This window comes from Hydrogenophaga sp. T66, assembly GCF_057219855.1.
Genome location: NZ_JBXVVX010000001.1, coordinates 521,505 through 537,930, shown reverse-complemented (window position 1 = coordinate 537,930; position 16,426 = coordinate 521,505). Strand labels below are relative to the sequence as shown.

The 16,426-nt window shown below is 70.5% G+C and carries 13 protein-coding genes and 1 tRNA gene; 9 read left to right on the top strand and 5 right to left on the bottom strand.

Annotated elements, in window-relative coordinates; all coding sequences use genetic code 11:
* Window positions 1–11: 11 nt before the first annotated feature.
* Genes AC2D80_RS02535 through hemC form a run of 4 tightly spaced genes read right to left on the bottom strand, consistent with a single transcriptional unit; the run spans window position 12 to window position 4,221 of the window.
* Window positions 12–1,289, bottom strand: a complete 1,278-nt coding sequence (locus AC2D80_RS02535) for a heme biosynthesis HemY N-terminal domain-containing protein (protein WP_484631406.1) — start codon at window positions 1,287–1,289, stop codon at window positions 12–14.
* A 29-nt stretch (window positions 1,290–1,318) separates the two neighbouring features.
* Window positions 1,319–2,446 (bottom strand): uroporphyrinogen-III C-methyltransferase, encoded by a 1,128-nt coding sequence (locus tag AC2D80_RS02530; protein WP_484631405.1) that lies wholly within the window; start codon window positions 2,444–2,446, stop codon window positions 1,319–1,321.
* Window positions 2,443–3,270: a uroporphyrinogen-III synthase gene (locus AC2D80_RS02525; protein ID WP_484631404.1), complete on the bottom strand. Its 828-nt coding sequence runs from the start codon at window positions 3,268–3,270 to the stop codon at window positions 2,443–2,445. The genes AC2D80_RS02530 and AC2D80_RS02525 overlap by 4 nt, the downstream gene beginning before the upstream one ends.
* Window positions 3,271–3,273: 3 nt before the next feature.
* A complete protein-coding gene (hemC, locus tag AC2D80_RS02520; RefSeq protein WP_484631403.1) occupies window positions 3,274–4,221 on the bottom strand; it encodes a hydroxymethylbilane synthase in 948 nt (315 codons plus the stop codon).
* 118 nt (window positions 4,222–4,339) lie between these two features.
* On the opposite strand from hemC, the gene ppc reads away from it, so the two are divergent.
* From ppc to AC2D80_RS02485, 7 genes are all read left to right on the top strand, one after another.
* Window positions 4,340–7,165, top strand: a complete 2,826-nt coding sequence (gene ppc, locus AC2D80_RS02515) for a phosphoenolpyruvate carboxylase (protein ID WP_484631402.1) — start codon at window positions 4,340–4,342, stop codon at window positions 7,163–7,165.
* A 52-nt stretch (window positions 7,166–7,217) separates the two neighbouring features.
* Window positions 7,218–8,078: a 3',5'-nucleoside bisphosphate phosphatase gene (locus tag AC2D80_RS02510; protein ID WP_484631401.1), complete on the top strand. Its 861-nt coding sequence runs from the start codon at window positions 7,218–7,220 to the stop codon at window positions 8,076–8,078.
* Window positions 8,075–8,983 carry a DMT family transporter gene (locus AC2D80_RS02505; RefSeq protein ID WP_484631400.1) on the top strand — a complete coding sequence of 303 codons (909 nt, stop codon included), beginning with the start codon at window positions 8,075–8,077 and terminating at the stop codon, window positions 8,981–8,983. The genes AC2D80_RS02510 and AC2D80_RS02505 overlap by 4 nt, the downstream gene beginning before the upstream one ends.
* Window positions 8,984–8,996: 13 nt before the next feature.
* Window positions 8,997–9,632, top strand: coding sequence for an L-threonylcarbamoyladenylate synthase (locus AC2D80_RS02500; RefSeq protein ID WP_484631399.1), 636 nt, complete (start codon window positions 8,997–8,999; stop codon window positions 9,630–9,632).
* A 33-nt stretch (window positions 9,633–9,665) separates the two neighbouring features.
* A complete protein-coding gene (locus AC2D80_RS02495; RefSeq protein ID WP_484631398.1) occupies window positions 9,666–10,334 on the top strand; it encodes a site-2 protease family protein in 669 nt (222 codons plus the stop codon).
* A gap of 14 nt (window positions 10,335–10,348) precedes the next feature.
* A complete protein-coding gene (locus AC2D80_RS02490; RefSeq protein ID WP_484631397.1) occupies window positions 10,349–11,659 on the top strand; it encodes a tryptophan--tRNA ligase in 1,311 nt (436 codons plus the stop codon).
* 155 nt (window positions 11,660–11,814) lie between these two features.
* A complete protein-coding gene (locus tag AC2D80_RS02485; protein WP_484631396.1) occupies window positions 11,815–12,408 on the top strand; it encodes a LuxR C-terminal-related transcriptional regulator in 594 nt (197 codons plus the stop codon).
* Here AC2D80_RS02485 and AC2D80_RS02480 read toward each other — a convergent pair.
* Complete coding sequence (locus AC2D80_RS02480; RefSeq protein ID WP_484631395.1) at window positions 12,402–13,853, bottom strand: sensor histidine kinase; 1,452 nt, start codon at window positions 13,851–13,853, stop codon at window positions 12,402–12,404. The two genes, AC2D80_RS02485 and AC2D80_RS02480, sit on opposite strands and share 7 nt — an antisense overlap.
* A 100-nt stretch (window positions 13,854–13,953) precedes the next feature.
* Between AC2D80_RS02480 and AC2D80_RS02475 the strand changes: the two genes are divergently transcribed.
* Both AC2D80_RS02475 and AC2D80_RS02470 read left to right on the top strand, forming a co-directional pair.
* Window positions 13,954–14,045: transfer RNA gene (locus tag AC2D80_RS02475), tRNA-Ser, on the top strand.
* A 493-nt stretch (window positions 14,046–14,538) separates the two neighbouring features.
* The gene (locus tag AC2D80_RS02470; protein WP_484631394.1) at window positions 14,539–16,188 is read left to right on the top strand and encodes a hybrid sensor histidine kinase/response regulator; all 1,650 of its coding nucleotides are present in this window, start codon (window positions 14,539–14,541) and stop codon (window positions 16,186–16,188) included.
* The last annotated feature ends 238 nt before the right edge of the window (window positions 16,189–16,426 follow it).

Below are 16,426 nucleotides of genomic sequence, written 5' to 3'. Positions count from 1 at the left end.
TCGCACATCGCTCAGTCGAGTTGTGCCGCGGTCTTCCACGCGGCCCGCGCCGCCGCCTCGTCGCCACGCTCTTCGGCCAATTGCGCCAGGGAACGCCACGTGCGCCGCAACAGCGCCGGGTCGCTCAGGCCGTGGCGGGCCTGTCCCAGCAACTGAGCGGCCTTGCCCCACAGCTGCCGCTGGAAGCAGGCCTGCCCGGTGAGGTATTGCAGGTGGGGATTGCCGGGCCAGCGGCGCTGGCGTTGTTCCAGTTCGGCGAGGCCGGCGGCGTCCAGCCACGGCAGCGCGGGCTCCATGGCCAGCACGAGCGCGCGCTGCTGGCTGTCGTCCAGCGTGTCAAACCGCTCCCAGACCGGCGCGAGCCAGTCGCGCACGCCATCCATCGGCGCCGGATCGCCGGCCTGCGCCGCAGCAGCCAGCAGGCCATGGGCCTGGCGGGCCGCGGCCAAGGCGATTTCCGGTTCACGCCGCTCCGTGGCGTCGAGAGCGCTCCAGAGCCGCTGCAACTGGCCCAGGTCGCGGGCGCTGCGCAGCGTGTCGAGCGCGAGCCCGCGCACGAGGCTGCGGGCGGCGGCGGGCGGGAAGGCGCGGTGTTTGGCCAGCAAGCGGGCGGTGTCGAGGGCTTCGGTCGGCTCGTGGGCGAGCTGGGCCACGCGCAGCTTCAGGCGCAGCGCCTGAATGCGCCGCTGTGTGCCCTGCGGCAGCGCGGCCAGCCGTTCCCGGGCGGCGCCGACTTCGTGGTCCTCGATCGCCCAGCGCACCGCGCGCAGCTGCGCGCCCTCGGCCGCCTCGGGCGCGTGGCGCACCAGCTTGGGGTTCAGGGCGGCCTGCAGGTGTTCGTCCCGCCGCTCGCGGTTTTGCAGCGATTGGGCGCTTTCGGCGAGCAGGAGATGCGCCAGCAGACGCAACTGCGGGCGGCGCGGCCACTCGGCCGCCACGCTGGAGCCAAGCTGGTCCAGGGCCTGCTGCGCGGCGGACTGGGCCCGCACAAACCGCCCCGCGAGCTGGTGCGACAACGCGTCGAGCACCGATCCGACGACCGCACGCTCCAGCTGCTGACTGCGCCAGCGCCGCGCCTGCCGCGGCAGCTCGCGCAGCAGTCCGAGCGCACGCAACGCGGCGTACAGCACGACGAAGGCGGCGATGGACACCGCGACAAAGAAGTTGAACGAAACGTCGTACCGGTAAGGCGGCCAGAACAGGGTGACGGTGGAGTCGTTGTTACCCATCAAGAGGGCCAGCGCCACCGCCGCCGCCGCCAGCGCCAGCAGCCAGAACACGCTGCGCATGGCGCCCCGCTGGACGCGACGGCCCACCATCAACGCCCCCCGGCGGCGGCCGTGAGGGCCTGCAGCGTGTCGTCGGGCCGCGGCAAGGGCGTGTCCACCAGCTCGCGCTGCAGGCGCCCCAGCGCGGTGAGCGCCCCACGCACCGGCGCGGCGCTGGTGTCGAAATAGCGGTTGAGCGCTGCCTGCACCGCCACCACATCGGCCTGCGCCGCGCTCATGTGGCGCGCCAGCAGCGCCAGCCGGGCGTTGAGCAGCTTGAGCTTGAGGTTTTCGCGCAGGAAAAATGCCTGCTCCGGCGCCACCAGACTGGCTTCGGGCCGGTCGATGCGGCTGACGCGAACCAGCTCGCGGCCGCTGGCGGTGACCTCACTGACGAGAGCGGCCCAGCGCTGCGACCACCACGCGCCCGCGCGCGCCCACCAGCCATCACCGGCGGGGAGCACGGCAACCGCGCTGTCGTCGGGCGGCAAGGGCGCCGTGGGCGGCGCCACCGGGCGGGCGCCGGCGCGAGGCCCGACCTGGTTGAGCAGCGGGAAGTTGTCCACCTGACGGGCCAGTTCATCGAGCTGCAGGGCCAGCGCGGGGATGTCGGCCAAGGCGGCGCTCTGCAGCCGCTCGATGTCGCGCGCGATGGCACGCTGCACCGGGTTGAGCCGGGGCTGGGCGGCGCGGGCGATGCGCTGGTCGGCCGCCTTGAGCGCCGAGACGAGCGGCTGTGCGCTGCCGGTGAGCTGGGCCTGTTGCTGGGCCAGTCGCAGGGCCGACTCCAGGTCTTGCACCAGGTTGTCGTCGCGGGACCGGGACAGCGACAGCATCAGTTCTTCGAGCTGGGTGCGCTGCAGGCTCACCTCCGACAAGCGCACCTCGGCCACGCTCAGGCGGGCCTGCAATTCCTCGCTGGTGGCCTCGGCCTGGGCGGCCAGCGTGCGGGCCTCGGTCACGGCCTCGGCCGTGTCCTGCGCGCGACGGGCGAGCTGCTCCTGCGCGTCACCGAGACGCTGCCACAGCACACCGGCCATCACCAAGGCCACCACCGCCACGACCAGCGCGGCCGTGGCCACGCCGCCGCGGGCCGGTGCCGCGGCCGGCGGCGTGGGGGCCGCCGGCGCGGACGCGGGCGGGAGCACCGGGGGAGAGGGCGGGGTCGCGTCGTTCATGGGCGGTATCCGGCCGATTCTAGGGCGCGCACCACCTCGGTCACCGCCGGTCGGCACCCGATCACCTCGCCAAAACCAAGCGCACGCGCGCCCTCGGCGATGCGGGGGTGGGTGGCCAGCGCCGCGGTGCGCGACCAGTCGGCGCCCAGGCCCTCCAGGGGCTTGAAGGCCTCCGAGCTGCTGAACAGCCACACCTGATCGGGTCCGGTGCCGCCCGCGAGCCGGGCGCGGTCAGCGGCGTCGAGCGCGGGCGGGCGGCGCTGGTACGCCGCGCAGGTGTGCACCGCGGCGCCTGCAGCACGGCAACGCTCGATCAGCCAGTCGCGGCCGTTGCCGGCGGCGTCGGCGGGGCTGCTGTCCACGGAGTGGCCGCGCACCACCAGGACACGCGTGCCGTGGTCCACCTGCGGCGCCACGACCGGCCAGAGGTGTTCGGAATCGAACTGGGGCGAGTCCGGCGGCGGGCTGTCAATGCGGTCGGGGCCAAGACCAAGGCCGTCGAGCGCCCGCGCCAGCGATCGGGCGGTGGCCGGCCCGGGCGCCCAGAAGCGCGTGGGCACGGGCTCGCGAGGGCGCTCCACGCGACCGGGCGCGAAGAAGTGCTGCACCGCCGCACCGCTCACGAACAACAGCGCATCGCAGCGCACCCAGTCTCGGCGCCAGCGGGCCAGGGCCGTGGCCTGCACGCCGGCCGCCGGTTCGCCGATCTCAATCAGCGGCCAGGCGTGGGCCGGCCAGCCGAGGCCCCGCAAGGCGTCGGCCCAGGCGCTGGCTTCGGGCTCGGGTCGGGTGACGATGAGGCGGGCGATGGGCCGGAACGGCACCGCTCACCCCGCGACGGTCACGGGGCGGGCGCCACCGGCGCGCAGGGCGTCGGCCACGCGCTGGCCCAGCGCCTCGGCCTCGGCCAGCGAGCGGACGGCCGCGCGCTCGGCCACGCGCACCAGCGTGGGGGCGCCCTCCGGGTCGCCCCAAGCGGCGTCCAGCGCGAGGCGGCCGTCGTCGGCAAACACCGCGTGGGCGGCCAGAGGCATCGAGCAGCTGCCGCCGAGGGCGCGCGAGACGGTGCGCTCCGCCGCCACGCGAAGCCACGTCGGCTCGTCAGCCAGCGGCCGCAGCGCCTCGACGAGGTCGTCGCGGCCGGCGCGGACTTCGATGCCCAGCGCGCCCTGACCGGCCGCCGGCAGCGACAGGTCGGTGTCGAAGATGGCGCGGATGCGCTGTGCCAGCCCCAGCCGCTTCAGCCCGGCAGCGGCCAGCACGATGGCGTGGTACTGGCCGTCGTCCAGCTTGCGCAAACGGGTGTCGAGGTTGCCTCGCAGCGGTTCGATGCGCACATCGTCGCGGCCCAGCGCATGCAGCGCCGCGCGCAGCAGCACGACACGGCGCAAGCTCGATGTGCCCACCACCGCACCGCGCGGCAGGTCGGCCAGACCGGCGCAGTGGGGCGAGACCCAGGCATCGCGCGGGTCTTCGCGGGCCATCACGCAGGCCAGCGCGAACCCGGGCGGCAGGTCCATCGGCACATCCTTGAGCGAATGGACCGCGATGTCCGCGCGACCGTCTTCAAGGGCGAGTTCGAGTTCCTTGACAAACAGGCCCTTGCCGCCGACCTTGGACAGGCTGCGGTCGAGGATCTGGTCGCCCAGCGTCGTCATGCCAAGCAGCGTGACGCGGTGGCCCAGGGCTTCGAGGCGGGCCTTGACGTGTTCGGCCTGCCACAGCGCCAGCCGGCTCTCGCGGGTGGCGATGGTGATGGCCAGGGACTGGGTCATGGGTGGGAGGGGCTGACGCCCGGCTGACGCGGTGGCAAGGGAGGCCCGGCGCAAGGCGGGCCGCGGGGTTCGGCGATGCTAGCATGGGCCGCACCCCCGACCTGAGCCCGCCGCTGCCATGAAACGAGACGACAAGGACCAGCCCCTCATCGACGACATCCGGCTGCTGGGCCGCATCCTCGGCGACGTGATCCGCGAACAGGAAGGCGACGCCCTGTTCGGGCTGATCGAACGCATCCGCCAGCTCTCGGTGGCCTTCCGGCGCCACGACGACCGCGCCGCCGACAAGGCGCTGAAATCGCTGCTCAAAGGGCTGAGCGCCGACGACACGGTCAGCGTCATCCGCGCCTTCACCTACTTCAGCCACCTCGCCAACCTCGCCGAAGACCAGCACCACATCCGACGCCGCGCGGTGCACGAGCGCGCCGGCACGCAGCAGCGCGGCAGCCTCGCGCTCACGCTGGAGCGACTGCGCCACGCGGGCGTGGACGCGGCCGCGGTGGCGGCGGCACTGGCCCAGGCCCACGTCTCGCCGGTGCTGACCGCCCACCCCACCGAGGTGCAGCGCCAGAGCATCCTGGATGCCGAACGCGACATCGCAGCCCTGCTCGCCGAGCGCGAAACGGCCCTGCCCCGAGAGCAGGCGGCGCTCGACGCGCGCATCCGCGCCCGCGTGACGCAGCTCTGGCAGACGCGGCTGCTGCGCTTCACCAAGCTCACCGTGGCCGACGAAATCGAGAACGCGCTGCGCTATTACGAGGGCACCTTCCTGCCGCAGATTCCGCGGCTGTACGCGGAGCTGGAGGCTGGGCTGGGTGCGCCGGTGGCGCCATTCCTGCGCATGGGCCAGTGGATCGGCGGCGACCGGGACGGCAACCCCAACGTCACCGCCGCCACCCTCGAACTCGCGCTGGCGCGGCAAGCCGAACTCGCCCTGCGCCACCACCTCACGGAGGTGCACCGTCTGGGCGGTGAGCTGTCGGTGTCGGCGATGCTCACCGACATCAGCCCCGCCATGCAGGCGCTGGCCGAGCGCTCCCCCGACACCAACGCCCACCGGCAGGACGAGCCCTACCGCCGTGCGCTGACCGGCATCTACGCCCGCCTTGCCGCCACGCTGCAGCAGCTCACCGGCACCGAAGCGGCGCGCCACGCCGTGGCGCCTCAAGACCCCTACCCCGACGCTGCGGCCTTTCTCGCCGACCTGCGCACGATCGATGCCTCGCTGCGCGCCCACCACGGCCAGGCGCTGGCCGAGTCGCGGCTGAAGTCGCTGATCCGCGCGGTCGAGGTATTCGGCTTCCACCTCGCCACGATAGACCTGCGCCAAAGCTCCGATCGGCACGAAGCGGTGGTGGCCGAGCTGCTCGCCGTGGCGCGCCTGGAGCCGTCTTATGCCGCCCTCGATGAGGCGGCCAAGCGCGCGCTGCTGCTGCGGGCGCTCAACGACGCGCGCCCGCTGCGCGTGCCCGATGCGGACTACAGCCCTCTGACGCGCGGCGAGCTGGCGATCTTCGAGGCCGCCCGGCGCGGCCGCGAGCGCTATGGCCGCGCCGCCATTCGCCACGCCATCATCAGCCACACCGAAACGGTCAGCGACCTGCTGGAAGTGCTGCTGCTGCAAAAGGAGTGCGGCCTGCTGCGGGGCGTGCTGGGGGACGGGGACACCCCTGCCGCGCTCGAAGCCGGCGGCCGGCCGGCGGTGGCCGACCTGATCGTCGTGCCGCTGTTCGAAACCATCGGTGACCTGCAGCAAGCCGCGCCGATCATGCGCGAGTACCTCGCACTGCCGGGCGTGGCCGCGCTGATCCGCCGCGGCGCCGCCGACAGCTACGGCGAACAGGACGTGATGCTTGGTTACTCCGACAGCAACAAGGACGGGGGCATCTTCACGAGCAACTGGGAGCTGTACCGCGCCGAAACCGCGTTGGCTGCGGTGTTCGACGAACTCAACACCGCCCAGCCCAGCGCCCCGATCCGCCTGCGCCTGTTCCACGGCCGCGGCGGCACGGTGGGTCGCGGTGGCGGCCCGAGCTTCGACGCCATCCTGGCCCAGCCGCCGGGCACGGTGCGTGGCCAGATCCGCCTGACCGAGCAGGGTGAGGTGATCGGCTCCAAGTACGCCAACCCCGAGATCGGCCGGCGCAACCTGGAAACGCTGATCGCCGCCACGCTGGAGGCGACGCTGCTGCCGCCGCCCGCGGCTGTGCCCCCGGCCTTCCTGCGCGCAGCCGACGCGCTGTCCGCCGCGAGCATGGGCGCCTACCGCAGCCTCGTGTACGACACGCCGCGCTTTGCCGAGTACTTCTTCGCCGCCACACCGATCCGCGAAATCGCCGAGCTCAACATCGGCTCGCGACCGGCGGCCCGTCCAGCGGTGGGCGCCAGCGGCGCGCCGCTGGCCGGGCGCATCGAGGACCTGCGTGCCATTCCGTGGGGATTCAGCTGGGGCCAGTGCCGGCTGACGCTGCCGGGCTGGTACGGCTTTGGCAGCGCGGTGCAGGCCTTCCTGGCCGAGCAGCCGCGCCACGCCGCGCTGCTGCGGCGCATGCACCGCGAGTGGCCGTTCTTCCGCACGCTGCTCTCCAACATGGACATGGTGATCGCCAAGAGCGACCTGGCGCTGGCCTCGCTCTATGCCGAGCTGGTGGACGACCGGGCGCTGCGCCGGCGCGTGTTCCGCCGCATTGAGGACGAGTGGCAGGCCACGCGCGACGCGCTGGCCCTCATCACCGGCCAGCCCGAACGCCTGGCCGCCAACCCGGCGCTGGCGCGGTCCATCCGCCACCGCTTCCCCTACATCGACCCGCTGCACCACCTGCAGGTCGAGCTGATCCGCCGCTGGCGCGCACACCGCAGCCCGGCCGACCGCGACGACAAGGTCAAGCGCGGCATCCACATCGCCATCAACGGCATCGCCGCCGGCCTGCGCAACACCGGCTGACCCCGCGCCGCGCGGGACACGGGGACATACCCCCCCGACCTACAATGGCCGGGTGGACATCCTGACCAACGCCGACCTGCACTGCCACTCTGTGGTGAGCGACGGCACGCTCACGCCGGAGGCCCTCGCCGAGCGGGCCAAGGCCAACGGCGTGGCCCTGTGGGCCCTGACCGACCACGACGAGCTCGGCGGCCAGGCGCGGGCGATGGCCGCGGCGCGCGCGGTGGGGCTGCCCTACCTCACCGGCGCCGAGATTTCGGTGAGCTTCCTCCACGTCACGGTCCACATCGTCGGCCTGGGCATGGACCCGGCCGATCCCGCGCTGGTCAACGGCCTGAAGGCCACGCGCGGCGGTCGCGAGGAGCGCGCCCGCGAGATGGCCGTCGACCTGGCCCGCGTCGGCATCACCGGCGCCTTTGAAGGCGCCCTGCGCTATGTGGGCAACCCCGACCTGATTTCCCGCTCCCATTTCGCGCGGCACCTGGTGGACACCGGCGTGTGCAAGGACATTCCTGAGGTCTTCCGCAAGTACCTCACCGAGGGCAAGCCGGGCTTCGTGCCGCACCGCTGGGCCTCGCTGGGCGATGCCGTGCGCTGGATCACGGGCGCCGGCGGCGTGGCGGTGATCGCGCACCCGGGTCGCTACGACCTCACGCCGACCCAGGAGTACGCGCTGTTCACCGAATTCATCGGCCACGGCGGCCAGGCGGTCGAGGTGGTGACGGGGGCACACGGTGCCGCCGACGTGCAGAAGTACGCCGGTTTCTGCGGCGAGTTCGGCCTGGCGGCCTCGCGCGGCAGCGATTTCCACAGTCCCGACGAGAGCCACACCGACCTCGGGCGCCTGCCGGATCTGCCGGGGCAGCTCACGCCCGTGTGGACGTTGCTGGAATCGCGGATCCACGCCGCATGAGCGCCTCGGTGGCGGCCGCGCCGGCCCGCGCGCTGGCCGGCATTGCCTGTCTCATCACCGCCACCGCCTGCTTCGCGGTGCTCGACACCACGGTCAAGGTGGTCGGCGCGGTGCTGCCGGTCCTGATGGCCGTGTGGTTCCGCTACGCCTTCCACGCGGTGGTCGTCAGCGCCGTGATGCTGCCCTTGCGGGGGCGCAGCCTGTGGCGCACCGCCCACCCGCGCTTTCAGCTGCTGCGCGGCGCCCTGCTGCTGATGGTCAGCGGGCTGTCGTTCCTCAGCGTGCAGTTCATGCCGGTGGGTGAGTTCACCGCCATCGTGATGGTCACGCCGCTGGTGGTGACGATGCTGGCGGCGTTGTTTCTGGGTGAGCGGGTGACGGCGGTGCGCTGGCTGCTCGTGGTCGGCGGCTTTGCCGGCGCCCTGCTGGTGGTGCAGCCGGGCGGGGCGACGATCGGCTGGGCGAGCCTGCTGCCGCTGCTGATGGTGCTGACCTACGCGTTGTTCCAGATCCTCACCAGCCGCCTGGCGCGCACCGAGGACCCGATGACCATGCACTTCTACACGGGCTGGGTGGGTGCGCTGCTGTCCAGCGCGGCACTGCCGCTGGCGTGGCAGGCCATCCCGGATCTCACCACGCTGTGGCAGCTGTGCCTGATCGGGCTGATGGGCACGGTCGGCCACTTTCTGCTGATCCTGGCCTTCGCGCGCGCACCGGCGGCCACGCTGACCCCCTTTCTGTACGCCCAGATCGGCTTCGCCATGCTGTGCGGCTGGTGGGTGTTCGGCCACGTGCCGGGTGCGCTGGAGCTGGCGGGGATTGCGATGATCGTGGTGTGCGGCGCCACGGCCAGCGTGATCGCCGCGCGCGCCTCCCGGGTGCCCCACGACGCGCCCGAACCCTGAGGTCCCCCACGCCATGTCCCAGTTCTTCAGCGTCCATCCCGACAACCCCCAGCCCCGCCTGCTCAAACAGGCCGTGCAGCTGCTCGCCGGCGGCGGCGTGCTCGCGGTGCCGAGCGACTCCAGCTACGCCCTGGTTTGCCACCTCGACGACAAGGCCGCGGCCGACCGGCTGCGCCGCGTGCGCGGCGTGGACGACCGGCACCATCTCACCCTGCTCTGCCGCGACCTCAGCGAACTGGCCAGCTACGCCAAGGTAGACAACCGCCAGTACCGCCTGCTCAAGGCGGCCACGCCCGGCGCCTACACCTTCATCCTGGAAGCCAGCAAGGAAGTGCCCCGGCGCGTGAGCCACCCCTCGCGCAAGACCATCGGCCTGCGCGTGCCCGACCACACCGCGCTGCACGCCCTGCTCGACGCCCACAACGCCCCGCTGCTGGCCACCACCCTCATCCTGCCCGGCGACACCGAGCCCCTCAACGAGCCGCAGGAGATCCGCGAACGCCTCGAACACGACATCGCCGGCGTGATCGACGCTGGCGCCTGCCCGCAGCAACCCACCACGGTGATCGACCTCACGCCCATGGGCACCGGCGGCGAGGCCGCGGTGCTGCGCGAAGGGCGCGGGCCGCTGGCCCCGCTGGGACTCTGAGCCGGTCAGCCGCCCGTCTGGGACAATCCGCCCATGGACCTCGCCCTGATCATCCAGACCGTCACGCTCTACGCGATCCCGGTCCTGTTCGCCATCACGCTGCATGAGGCAGCCCACGGCTATGTCGCGCGGCACTTCGGGGATCCCACCGCCTACCTGCTGGGCCGCATCACGGCCAACCCCCTCAAACACATCGACCCGGTCGGCACGATCGCCATGCCGCTGTTGCTGTACTTCGCCACCGCGGGCAACTTCCTGTTTGGCTACGCCAAGCCCGTGCCGGTGAACTTCAACCGACTGCGCCACCCCAAGCGCGACATGATCTGGGTGGCCCTGGCCGGTCCCGGCGCCAACCTGATCCAGGCCGTGCTGTGGCTGCTCGCGCTGTACCTCCTGCACGCCCTCGGCACCCAGGAACGCTTCTGGCTCGACATGTGCCGCGCCGGCGTGACCGTCAACCTCGTGATGTACGCCTTCAACCTGTTTCCGCTGCCGCCGCTGGACGGCGGACGCATCCTCGTGGGCCTGCTGCCTCACGGGCCGGCGAGCGCCCTCGCCCGCGTCGAGCCCTTCGGCTTCTTCATCGTGCTCGCGCTGGTGATCACCGGTCTGGTCGGCGCTTACTGGCTGCGCCCGCTCATGGACGTGACCTTGAGCGTGCTCGAAACCCTGCTGTCACCCATCCGCCTGCTGCTTCTCTGACCCGCCGTCCGCCCATGACTTCCGCCCCCGTGTCTCCCGTGCGCGTTCTCACCGGCATCACCACCTCCGGCACGCCCCACCTCGGCAACTACGTCGGCGCCATCCGGCCCACCGTGCGCGCCAGCCGCCTGCCGGGCGTGCAAAGCTTCTATTTCCTGGCCGACTACCACGCGCTCATCAAGACCGGCGATCCGGCGCGCGTGCAGCGCTCCACCCGCGAAATCGCCGCCACCTGGCTGGCCTGCGGCCTGGACCCGGAGGCGGTGACCTTCTACCGGCAGTCCGACATCCCTGAAATTCCCGAGCTCACCTGGCTGCTGACCTGCGTGACCGGCAAAGGCTTGCTCAACCGCGCCCACGCCTACAAGGCGGCCGTCGACAAGAACACCGCCGCGGGCACCGAGCCCGACGACGGCGTGACCGCCGGCCTGTTCATGTACCCGGTGCTCATGGCCGCCGACATCCTCATGTTCAACGCCCACCAGGTGCCGGTCGGTCGCGACCAGATCCAGCACATCGAGATGGCGCGCGACATCGCGTCGAGCTTCAACCACCTGTACGGCGAGCACTTCACCCTGCCCGCGGCGGTGATCGAGGAACACGTGGCCACCCTGCCCGGCCTGGACGGCCGCAAGATGAGCAAGAGCTACGACAACACCATCCCGCTGTTCGCGCCCCGGGACCAGCTGCGCAAGCTCATCCTCGGCATCGTGACCGACTCGCGCGCGCCCGGCGAGCCCAAGGACACGGCGGGATCGGCGCTGTTCCAGCTGTTTCAGGCTTTCGCCACCGCCGATGAAACGGCCGAACTGGCCCAGGCCTACGCCGACGGCATCGCCTGGGGCGAGGCCAAGGAGCGCCTGTTTGAGCGGCTCGACCGGGAGATTGCGCCCCTGCGCGCGGTATACGACGAGCTGATCCAGGACCCGGCCCGGCTCGAACGCGTGCTGCGCACCGGCGCCGACAAAGCCCGCTCCATCGCCACCCCGTTCACCGCCCGCCTGCGCCACGCCGTGGGCCTGCGCGCGCTGGATGCGGCCGACGCGGCGCCCGCCGCCCGTGACAAGGCCCGCGCCGCTGCGCCCCAGTTCAAGCAGTACCGCGAAGCCGACGGACGTTTTCGCATCAAGCTGGTCGACGCCCGCGGCGACACCCTGTTGGTCAGCCACGGTTTTGACAACCCGCGCGAAGCAGCCCAGCTCATGGCCCGGCTGCAACGGGAAGGCGCCGCAGCGCTGCCGGCCGTGGCGGCGCACCTGGCCGAATCCGGCGATCCCGGACTCGTGGCCGAGGCCTTGGCGCACTGGTCAACGACCCATCCCTGAATTGAGGGACAATTCGGTTGTGCGCCATTCAATCGACTGCGTCCAACGCGAAACAACGCACGAAAACGGCTGCTTCTGAACGCGATGCGCTATCGCCAAAGACTGACAATGCCGATATGCTCCCCAATCACACCCACCGATGAGTCGCTCACGCCATGAGTATTTTTGTCATTGACGATCACCCGCTGATGCGTGAGGCGGTGGTGATGTTGTTGCGCCGGCTGCGCGCCTCCACCCAGGTGATCGAACTCGAACGTCTGGCCACCGTCAGCAAGGCCATCGCCGAACATGGCGAACCCGAGCTCGTGTGCCTGGACCTCAAGCTGCCCGACACCAACGGCGTGTCCGGGGTGCGCGAGGTGCGGCAAATGCTGCCGGACACCTCCCTGATCGTGCTGTCCGCGTCGCCGGCGTCGGACTACGAAGACCTCGCCCGCGAGGCCGGTGCCGACGCCTACGTGGAGAAGTCCGCCGGCGCGGCGCAGATCGCGAAGGTGCTGCGCGAGTTTCTGGCGGACGAAGGTGAAGACGAAAACGCGCCGACGATCCCGGAAAAGCTGTCCAAGCGCCAAAAGCAGCTGCTGGTCATGCTCGACCGCGGCCTGTCCAACCGCGACATCGCCGAGCAGCTGCAGATCAGCGAACACACGGTGAAGGTTCACCTGTGGCGTCTGTTCCGCCGGCTCAACGTCAAGAGCCGTTCGCAGGCCAGCCACCTGGCCCGCACCGCCGGCCTGCTCGACTACTGAGCCAAACCTGCGCCCGCCGGCCCCTCGCTCACGAGGGTCGGCCGCGGAGGCTCGTGCTGCGCCTGCTGCGTGAACGCCGGCAGCAACACCCGGAACACACTGCCCCGATTGGCTTCGGAATTGAGCGACAGCTGATAGCCCATCAGCGACGTCAGCTTGGAGACGATGGTCAGGCCCAGGCCCAGGCTGTCTTCGGTGCCCTGGTGCTGGGACACGCGGAAGAACTCCTGAAAGATGGCCTGCTGGTGCTCGCGGGCGATGCCCACGCCGGTGTCCCACACTTCAAACACCAGCATGTCATCCCGCCGGCGCAGACCGAGCAACACACCACCATGGTGCGTGTGGCGCAGGGCGTTGGACAACAGATTGCCCAGAATGCGCCGCAAGACCACCGGGTCCGACCACAGCACCGTGGGCCGCGTGTGGGTGCGCAGGCGCAAGGATTTGCCGTGTGCCACCGGCTCGAACTGCAGCCGCAAATCGGCAAACAGCTTCTCCACATCCACATGCTGGAGCTTGACCTTGTAATTGCCGGCATCGATGCGGGTCAGGTCAAACAGGGAATCAAACAATTCATTGATCGCCCGCGTGGATTGCAGAATCCGCGGCGAAATGTCACGCGCCATTTCCGGCTCGCTCGCCAGCCAGTCGGCATAAAGGCTGAGGGCATGGACCGGCTGCCGCAGGTCGTGGGCCGCCGAGGCCAGGAAGCGGTTCTTCGTGGCCACCGCGCGCAGCGACGCGCGCGTCTGCAGCGTGAGCGAATCGATGAGCTCCTGGTTGGAGAACTGCAATTCGAAGCTGGCGCGGTGCACCTGATGCAGGCGCGAACCGGCCACCAGCAGCAACAACCAGAACGCGCCGAGCAAGACGGCAAACACGACGCTGGCCTGCACCACCTGCGGTTCATCCACGTGGCCCGCGGTGGCGGCCACCAGCCCCAGCAACACCGACAGGGTCAGCGCGTGGGCATAGGTTCGATAGACCGGCAGACTGGCGCTGAAGGCGGTCAGGTTGAGCAGGCCCTGACCCAGCACCACCAGCGCGCAAACCACTTGCGTGGTGAGTGAAGCCTGCAGGTAACTCAGCGCCACCGCGCCACCCCACAGAAACCCAGCCGCCGCCCAGGTCCAGAGATAGCGGCGCAGGAAGATCGGCCGCTGCGGTCCATCCACGTTGTCGTATCGCAGCCGGTACACGCCGATCAGGCGGTATCGGAAGACCAGCAAGCCCAGCATGGCCAGCGTCCAGACCACCAGCCCGGCGGTGTGGACCTCGCCGGCCATGAAGAACACGATCAGCGGCAGCGACAGGGCGCCGGCCAGCACCGACGGCCCCAGGTTGTCCATCAGCACCCCGATCAGTTGAGATTCGACCCAGTGGTCGCGCACCTCGGGTGAGGCAGGCACGTGCTGGTAGGTGGCGGGCTGGGTATCGACGAGCATGGCGGCGGCGGCGCGGGCGCCCATTCTCGCACCGCCCACGCCGCCCCGCGCGGTCGGCAAACCCACACCGTCGGCCTGCTAGAATCGCGGGCTTCGACACGGAGAGATGGCAGAGTGGTCGAATGCACCGGATTCGAAATCCGGCATACAGGATCTCCTGTATCGAGGGTTCGAATCCCTCTCTCTCCGCCAGCGAGTCTGAAGCCCCTGCCCTGCAGGGGCTTTTTTGTTGGCTGGGCGAACAGAGGGACGCGGTTCAGAACGGCAAGGGGCTCTCGCCCGCCCCCGATACCCGCTGCGACGCGCGAGCCACCGGGCCGTTGCGACACCACCGGCGCCCATCCATCCCGTCCTTGCGATCCACGCTCCGCGAGGGCGGTCCGCCGGGTTGGGCAAGACCCGTCACGGTCGCGCGGCGGTCCCGGCCGCGGCAATGGCCTCGTGGGCGGCACGGGCGGCAGGTCGGTCGGTCTCTGCAGGCGGGGCTGGGCGAGGTGGCAACGCGGCGCGGAGCGCCAGGCGGTATGCACCGAGGGCCGTGCAGGGCGCCAACACCCACCGGCCGGCAACCCTGACTTTGGTCACAGAAAATCCATACCGAACGCAGACATCTGGTTACAAATAAGCGGGGTCACGGATACTCCCCCCTAAGACCGCTCGCCCATGAAGCGGCCCGCCTCTGACCATGCCCTCGACGAATCCCAGCTCACCGCCCCACCAGGCCGCCGACGCCGAGGTGGCATCGAAACTCCGGCTGTTGGCCACCGCCGTCGAACGGCTAAACGACATCGTGCTCATCACGGAGGCGGAGCCCGTGGGGGCGCCGGGGCCGCGCATTGTGTTCGTGAACGACGCTTTCGAACGCCGAACCGGCTACACCCGTGACGAACCCATTGGCCAGACGCCGCGCATCCTTCAGGGTCCCAACACGCAGCGCGATCAACTCGACCGGATTCGTGCCGCGCTTGAAAAATGGGAGCCTGTCCGGGCCGAGCTGATCAACTACACCAAGGCTGGCGAGGAGTTCTGGCTGGAGCTGGACATCGTCCCGGTGGCCGACGAAAAGGGTTGGTACACCCACTGGATTGCGATCGAACGCGACGTGACCGAGCGCAAGCTCGCCGAGGCCGCGCGCGAGGCGATGGAGCTTCAGCTGCGCGAGCTGCAGAAGATGGAAGCCATCGGAACGCTGGCAGGCGGAATCGCCCACGACTTCAACAACATCATCGCCACGATGCTGGGCAACGCCGAGCTGGCGCGGCGCGATCTCCACAGCCACGAAGCCGCCATGCTGTGCGTGGATGAAATCGTCAAAGCGGGGCGCCGGGCGAGGGACCTCGTGCGTCAGATCCTGACTTTCAGTCGTCGGCAAGCGGTGGAAATGCGTCCCACGCCGGTCGTCCCGATCGTGCGGGATGTGGAGGGCATGCTGCGCGCAAACCTCCCGGCCAAAATTGCGTTGGACGTGCACGTGTCGGGAGCGGACCCGGTGATTCGCGCGGATGCCACGCAGATGATGCAGGTCCTGATGAATCTCGGGACCAACGCCATCCAGGCCATGCGCCCCCACGGCGGCACACTGCACTTCGGGGTCGAGACGGTCCTGTCCAGCGCCCTGGGCGCCGTCGACCCGGTGGGCGGCGCCAGCCAGCCCTGCCCGGCGGCCCGCCTGATCGTTCGAGACACCGGCCCCGGCATGGAGCAGGCGGTTCTGGACCGCATGTTTGAACCCTTCTTCACCACCAAGCCCCCGGGAGAGGGCACGGGCCTGGGCCTGTCGGTGGTGCATGGCATCGTCCAGTCGCACGGTGGCCTGATCAGCGTGTGGAGCAAACCCGGCCGCGGCACGTGCTTCACGGTGGACTTGCCGCTGGCCGACAAGCTGCCGGTCGCGGGAGCCACTGCCCCACCCACGGACATCGCCAGGCCTGCGCCCCGCTCGGCGCTGGGGGCTGGCAAGCGCATCCTCTACCTGGACGACGACGACTCGTTGGTGTTTCTGGTGCGGCGCTTGCTGCAGCGGGACGGGTTCTCGGTCGCGACGTTCAGCATCCAAGCGGAGGCGATCGCTGCCGTGAAGGCCGACCCGACGGCCTACGACCTGATCGTCACGGACTTCAACATGCCGGGCATGAATGGCCTGGAGGTGGTGCAGGAGTTGCTGTCGTTCAATCCCCAGCTCAAGACCGTGATCGCCTCGGGTTATGTCGACGACGATCTCGCGCTGGCCGCAGCGCAGGCGGGCGTCACGCAGCTGATCTACAAAGAGAGCGACATCGAGGAGTTCTGTGCGGTCATCTCCAAACTCCTGGCGATCCCCTCCGGCGGCGCTTGAACGGGCCAGGCACCCCGGTGTCATGGCGCTGACCGCCACACCCCACCGGCGTTAGCTGCGCCGCGCGCTGACGCGGCCGGGCATGGCCGCCGGTCCTTGCCGGCGGCGCTGACAGAGGGCCCCAGCGGCGGCCGGGCCTCGGGCTACGACCGCCTTGGCCACGCCCGCTCCATCAAGCGATCCGATGGAGATCATCGACCGGTCGTGGCTGTCCATCGTGGGGCTGGCGCCGAACAAT